Genomic DNA, 7,417 nt, shown 5'->3' on the forward strand with positions numbered 1-7,417 from the left:
GGGACCCGGGAGGCTTCGCCGACCGGTCCGGTCCGCGTCGAGCCCGGTGGCAGCACCATCCGCCCCGGCGAGGGGCGCGGGTCCGACGACCGGATGCCGTCCTCGCCGCCGGAGCACCAGTCCCAGCAGCCGGCGCCGCACCCGGAGGCCGCGCCGTCCACCGCCCGCGGCGTCCGGAGCGGGGACGAGCGGCCGGCGCCGACGGACACCCGGCTCCGTCCGCTCGACGAGCCGCCGACCGCCGCCGAGTTGACGAAGCTGCACCAGCACCCGGACGGCCCGACGCTGATCTACCCGCCCGCGCCGGGTCGGGCGGCGCTGCTCTGGCGCGGGATCGGCAACAAGTTCAAGTCCGGGCTGCCGGAGGAGTTGGCGGCGGCCGCCAACTCGCTCCCGCACAGTTCGCAGGGGCGGCACGACTCGGGCAACCTGCTGCCGGACGGCAGGCCGGACGTCAAGGTCAGCACGCACTCCCAGTCGTTCAAGACGCACCTGGACCCGCTGACCCTGAAGGCCCTGCACGGCAAGGCCGCCGGGGCGGTCACCCGCCCGCTGCGCGACGCGCTCGGCGAGGAGGGCCACAACCTCACCACCGGCAACCAGGTGCTGGAGGCGGCGGGCAGGCTGGACTTCCGCACCCAGGAGCACCACCGGCAGCAGGAGGTCCGCCGGAACGTGCTGGAGCGGCTGGCCCGCCAGGACTCGCAGCAGACCTGGCACCCGGTCGACGGGCAGCGGGTGACGGACCAGCTGCACGGCTCGACCTCGGCGACGGAGGGCGTGCAGCGGCTGCTGGGCGGGCACGACGGCCGTCCGGGCTTCGACGGGATCGTGCTGGGCGAGGCGCACGGCGCGTCCCCGAGTTGGGGCTTCCTCAGCGAGAACATGCGCGACCTGAAGGCCGCGGGCGTGGACCGGATCTACGTCGAGTCGCTCCGTGACGACGCCTTCCAGCGCGACCTGGAGGCGTACCAGCGCCCCGGCGGCACCATGTCGCCGAACCTGGAGCAGATGCTCCGCACCTACGACAGGAGCTTCAACTCCCCCGAGGGGAAGGGCCTCTACGACACCGTCGTGCAGGCGAAGGCCGAGGGGGTGGCGGTCCACGCGGTGGACGGCTACCCGGCGCGGCGCCCGTCCGGAGTCGGCATGCGACCGCTGGAGGAGCGCGCGCGGCTGCTCAACTCCTACATGAACCACGCCGTTTCGAACGGCGGCCCCGGCAAGTACGTGCTGGTCACCGGCACGGCGCACGTCCACGAACACCCGACCAGCACCGAGCACCGGATCCCCGGCGTGGCCGAGATGCTCGGCGTCCCGGCGGTCCGGCTCACCGACGCCGGTCTGCCGCACCCGGACGGCGCGCCGCACGACGCGTCCGCCAGGACCGACGCCGGCGACCTGCGCCTCGGCCACCTCGCTCCGGAGCGGACCGGACAGGACCCGGCGGACGCGGCCCGGCCCGACGGCGGCAGCACGTCGACCCCGGCCCCGGCCCCGACCCCGGACCGGAGCGGCCCGACGCGGTCGACCCGCGGCCTCGACGACGAGATCACGCCCGCGCCGCACCCCGCCGAGGGCGGCCGGCAGGGCACCGGCCCCCGGGACTTCGGCTCGCTCCCGTCGTCGCACCCGGCGCCCACGCCGCACCAGGCGCCCCCGGCGCCCCCCTCGACCACCGCGCACGGCACCGGTGCGTCCGAGCACCAGCAGCCCCGTCCGGCGGACGCCACCGCGAGCGCCCGGAGCGCGGACGGTGACACCCCGCCGTCGCAGCCCGCCCCGTCGAACAGCCGCAAGCGCGGACGCGACGAGGACGAGGACGACCAGCCCGTCTCCGAGCGCGAGCCGAAGCGGAGCCGGACGCCGTCGTACGAGAACAGCGACGCGGTGATGCAGGACCGCGGCTTCCGGGCCGTCGGCCCCCACGACCCGCTGACGCAGGACCTGGTGAGCCACCTCGGCGGCGAGGCGAAGGCGCACCCGCCGGTGACCCCCGAACTGCTCGGGAAGGTGAACCCGCACGCCGCGCCCGTCCACCCGGGCGAGGGCTTCCGGGTCGGCGACGACCTGAACGCCTGCATGGAGAACGTCGAGGCGTACCGGGACACCCACTTCGGCCGTCCCCGGGTCGCCGGGCAGACGCTGCACGGGGACGTGGAACAGAACCCGGGCAGCACGCTGTGGAAGCGGCACGACGCCCCGGCGCGGTTCGGCGAGGGCACCGCCGCGGTCCCGAAGCTGATGGAGACGGTCCGGGCCGGCGGGCCGGGCAGCTTCGCCACCGTGCTCGGCGCGGGCAGGGAAGGCACCGGCCACGTGGTCGCGCTGGTCCACGACCAGGACGGCCAACTGCGCTGGGCCGACCTGTCGGACCGCACGACCGCCCCCGCGACCGGCGGACTGCCGGAGAACTTCCGCTCCGACTGGACGGTGTGGGCCTCGGTCGCCGACCCGCACGGGAACAACATCTCCGGCCCGCACGACCCGGAGTTCGTGAGCACCTACTCCGACTTCGCCCGGTCCGGGGACGACGGCTTCGGCACCGCGTCCTCGTCCACCCACCCGCCCGCCGGGAGCGACGACTACGAGCACAAGATCGACGGCGAGAAGGTGTTCGACACCATCACCACCTTCCTCGGCGGATCCCCCGACTTCGAGCAGGTCCGCAGCGAGGTGGAGGGGTACGACCGGCCCGCGCTGGTGCAGGGCGACACCGACACGATCCTCGCCGGGTACCGCAGCGAGAAGTTCCGGCACGTGGACGTGCTCATGCGCGGACTGGAGCCGGCCATCACCAAGGTCGACGAGGCGCTGGCCGAGGTGCAGCGGGAACTGCCGACCGCGGGCCCCGACCGGAGGGTCGAACTGGCCGCCCGGGAAAGCGGGTTGAAGGAATCGCGGGAGCTGCTCCAGGACCAGCTCGACCGGATGACGATCTTCCAGCACGAGCGGTTGAAGGGCCGGCTGAAGGGCAACGACCTCGCCACCCTCACCCGGGAGCGCCAGGAGGCGGAGACCCGGGTGCTGCCGCGCGCCATCGAACGGATTAAGGCGGAGGAGGCCCGCACCGAGGCCCTGCTGGCCGAGGCCAAGGCGATGGACGCGGTGGAGCAGCAGCGGCCGATGCCCAAGTCGGAGAAGCCCTCCAAGATGTTCGCCAGCCGGGCCGACGAGCTCGAGAAGTACCGCAAGGTGGAGCTGGCGGCCGACCGCGTGCAGCGCGAGCAGGCCCTGAAGGCCGCCGAGACGGCGCTGAAGGCGGCCGGCGTGCCGGTCGACCTGAAGAACGGCGTGGCGGCCCCGGTCAGGCCGGTCTCCCCGGTCGGGAAGTCGGTCCCGGTCCCGGAGCCCGGTGCGCCCGCGAAGCCCGCCGCCGGCGGGAAGTCCGCGGCGGCCCCGAAGGCGAAGAGCTCCAAGGACGTCGCCGCCGAGTGGAAGCAGTTCGAGGACAACTACCGCAACGCGTTCGGCTACTCCGAGCACGCGCTGCAACAGCAGCAGCCGCACGCCGAACAGGTGGTGCGGCGGCTCAGCCCGCAGGGCGACGCCCAACTGGCCAAGGCGTCGGTCAACCGCAACCACGTGATCGCCGACTACATGGTGCACAAGTACGTGACGGCAGCGGTGTTCAAGGCCCGCGCGCTGGACGAGAACGGCCGTCCGGCGGCTTCGGAGGCGTTCGGCGACTTCGTCTCCGTGATGGCCCCGGACCAGCACCGGATCCTCGACACCTACGGCACCAAAGCCGCGCAGCGGCTCAGGACGGGCGGATCGGAGGAAGCGGTGCTGGTGCGCCGCGACCTCACCGCCAAGCCGGCCGACGTCGACCTGAGGGCCACCTACGGCAACGAGGAACTGCAGGGGGCGTTCGACCCGGCCGGGGTCAACGACCACCGGAGCGCCGCCGACGCCAGGGAGAAGCTGGAGCACGAGCTCGGCCGCAACGGCCTGGACGTCCCGACGCGCGGGCAACTCGACGCGCTGGCGGCCGCGGTGGACGGCGTGCACCCCACCGACCCGACCCCCGGACAGCTCAAGGCCGTCCGCGACGCGATGGGGGACCTCGAGACGAGGGTCAGGGAACAGGCGGTCGAGGACCTCGCCCTGGTCAACGGCATCACCGGCCCGCGGATGCTGGACGAGACGGTGTCCGCGCTGCGCGACGCGGCCGTCCGCTCCGACGGGTGGCTGACCCAGGGGGACCGCGACCACCTGGCCGGACGGCTGGACGACCTCGCCGCCCGGCCGCTGCCCGCCGCCGGCAAGCAGGCGCTCACCGACACGGCGAAGGCCCTGCGCGGGAACCGGGCCACCGCGGCCGACCTGACCGGGCTCGCCGACCGGCTGCCGGGCGACCGCGACGGGTTGCGGGCCGGCGAGATCGACCGGCGGCTCGGCGAACTGGGCAACCCGACCAAGGACACCAAGCGTGCGGAGACCAAGGCCGACGCGGAAGTGGCGGCCGCGGAGAAGAAGCGGGACAACCTAACGAACGACCTCAGCCAGGCCAGGACGGACCTGCCGCTCCAGGAGGCCGCGCACGCCCAGGCCAAGCAGCAGGCCGAGGACTCGGCGAAGGACGCCAAGGCGGACCCGAACGACGCGGTCGCGAAGGCGAAGGCCGAAGCCGACGCCGCGGTGGAGAAGGAACTCAGGGAGAAGGCCAAGGACACCCGGGAGAGGATTCCGAAGCTCGAGACCAGGCTGGTCAACGCCGAACGGGACGTGGCGACCGCGAAGACGGTCCGGGCGCGGGTGCACGAGGTGTACGCCCAGGAGCTCCAGGACAACGTGCAGCCTGGCAAGCAGCCGACCGCGGCGCAGAAGGGCGCCGCCGCCCGGGTGGCGTGGACGGTGGCCGACGTGGAACTGGTCGGCCGGCAGTACGGCGGTGTGCACGCGCGCGCCGGTGCGGGCGGGAACCACCCGGCCGGGATGTTCGACCGGGCGCTCACCGCCCAGGTCGAGGACGTGCCCGCGCTGATCGAGGAGATCACCGCCGGGCTGTCCAACAGCGGCTCCAACCTGCGCTTCGGCGACGAGACGGTCAACAAGTGGATCCAGAACTTCCTGGACCCGCACATCATCCGCGACCCGGAACTGCTGACCGCCGTCGCCCACGGCCAACTGCCGGCCGAGGCGCTGTACGCGCCGCACACCGCCGACCTGGTGCAGGCGGTGCGCAGGCTGGAGGCGGCCGGGCTGGTGCCGCCGGAACTGCGCGACATCATGGCGTCCAAGACCCAGACCGACCTGGAGCCGAAGCCGAACGACACGCAGAGCCCCAGCTCCCGGCTCATCGTCGAGGACCTCGGGGTGGTGTCGGACCCCGCCCCCGAGCTGCCGGTGTCCTCCTCCGGCGACTTCGCGGCCCGTGCCGGGGCCAACCCGCTGCCGACCGACCGGCTGGCGCGGCTGGGCAACGAGGAGATCCACCGGCTCGACCAGGTCCGGCAGCCGGGCGACATCGCGGTCACCACCACGACCGCCGACCCGGACGCGATGGTGATCGACTCCGACCCTCCGTCCTCGCAGCCCGCACAGCCCCCGCAGCCCTCGCACGTCCCCGACGGGGACACGGTGATGGCCGACGGCACGGGCACTGCCACCACCGACCGTCCCAACCTGAAGCGCGGCCGGGACGCGATGGACTCGGACAGCGACTCCGACTCCGGCGACACGTCCCGCGCGAGCAAGCTCCACCGGCCGATGGCCGGCCTCAGCCTGAACGGGCCGACCCCGCCCCCGTCGACCACCGCCCACGGCGGCGGCCCCCAGGGCTTCGGCAGCGTCCCCGCGTCCCCGCGGCCGGACGCGACCCCGCCGGTCGAGCAGCACGTCGCCGAGCCGATGGAGCTCGACACCCCGCCGCACAGCCCCGCCGCCGAGCCGATGGAGCTGGACACCCCGCCGCACAGCCCCGTCGCCGAGCCGATGGAGCTGGACACCCCGCCGGTCGAGCAGCATCCCGTCGACCGGGACGGCGACGCCGTGATGCAGGAGCCGGGAGACCAGGCCCAGGCCGACCAGGCGCCGGCGGCCCCGCCGCAGGGGGCGGCCGAGCACGGGACCAAGCGTGGCCGCGAGGAGGACGAGGAACCCTCCGGGCAGCCGGAGGCCAAGCGGCGCCGGACGCCCGAGTACGAGAACAGCCAGGCGGTGATGGAGGACCGGGGCTACGAACGGATCGGCCCGGACCACCCGTTGACCGGCGAGCTGGTCAACTACCTGGGCGGTGCGCCCAACTTGCACCCGCCGATGAGCAACTCGCTGCTCCAGAAGGTCAATCCGCACCGGGAGCCGGTGGAGCCCGCCGGGAGCTTCCGGCCCGGCGACGACCTGAAGGCATGCCTGGAGAACGTCGAGGCATACCGGGACACCCACTTCGGACGCCCCCGGGTCTCCGGGCAGACCGTGCACGGCACCGTCGAGCCGATCCCCGGCAACACGGTCTGGAAGCGGCACGACGGCCCCGCACTGTTCGGTCAAGGGCCGGACGCCGTACAGAAGTTGATGGAGACGGTGCAGGCCGGCGGCCCCGGCAGCTTCGCCACCGTGCTCGGCATCGGAACGTCCGGCATCGGCCACGCGGTCGCCCTGGTCCACGACCGCGACGGCACGCTGCGCTGGGCCGACCTGACCGACCGCAGGGTGACCACCGCCAACGGGGCGATGCCCGACAACTACCACTCCGACTGGACGGTATGGGCCTCCGTCGCCGACCCGCACGAGAACAACATCTCCGGGCCGCACGACCCGCAGTTCATGGAGCGGTTCAGCACCTTCGGCGAATCGTCCCACCCGTCCGACCCGATGGACATCGACACCTTCGGCGCGCGGCGCGAGGACGCGGACGGGGACTCCGACACGGCTTCGGTGCGCTCCGACGACTCCGGGTCCACCGTGTGGCACGACGCGGTCGAGGAGATGTCGCCGTCCGCCCGGTCCGGCGACGAGTCGCCCACCGAGTGGCACGACGCGCTCGAGCAACTGCCCGTGTCCGAGCACGCGGAGTCCGGCAGCGCCCCGCACGGGGGCCCGGTTCCCGGGCGGCACGAGCCGGAGATCGCCGGCACCACCACGAACCCCACCGACCGGACCTCGGCCCGCGACAACCGCCCGGAGGACGCCCCGGAGAACGCCCCGGAGAACGGCGGGACCGTTCCGGTGCCGCCCCGACCGGCCGACACCTCCTCGACCGTCGTTCCGCCGGTCGGTGCGCACGGAGGCGCAGGCCCGACCCGCCCGCGGTCGACCTCCGACCCGGCCGGGCTCGGCACGCGCGCCCCGGCCCCGCACCGGCCCGACGGCAGCGTCCCCCCGCTGACGCGCAGCAACTCGTCCCGTGCCACCACGTCGCACGCGACCACGGTCACGCCGGAGCCGCACACCACCACGATCACGCCCGAGTTCC

Annotated in this window: 1 protein-coding gene; it reads left to right on the top strand. The window is 74.0% G+C overall.

Features of this window, described 5'->3' with window-relative positions:
- Positions 1-93 precede the first annotated feature (93 nt).
- A partial coding sequence (locus tag ACFUEL_RS31160) for a toxin glutamine deamidase domain-containing protein (protein WP_380240146.1) occupies positions 94-7,417 on the top strand: 7,324 nt, incomplete at its 3' end.

Source organism: Kitasatospora sp. NPDC057198 (genome assembly GCF_042670125.1).
Classification (GTDB): Bacteria; Actinomycetota; Actinomycetes; order Streptomycetales; family Streptomycetaceae; genus Kitasatospora.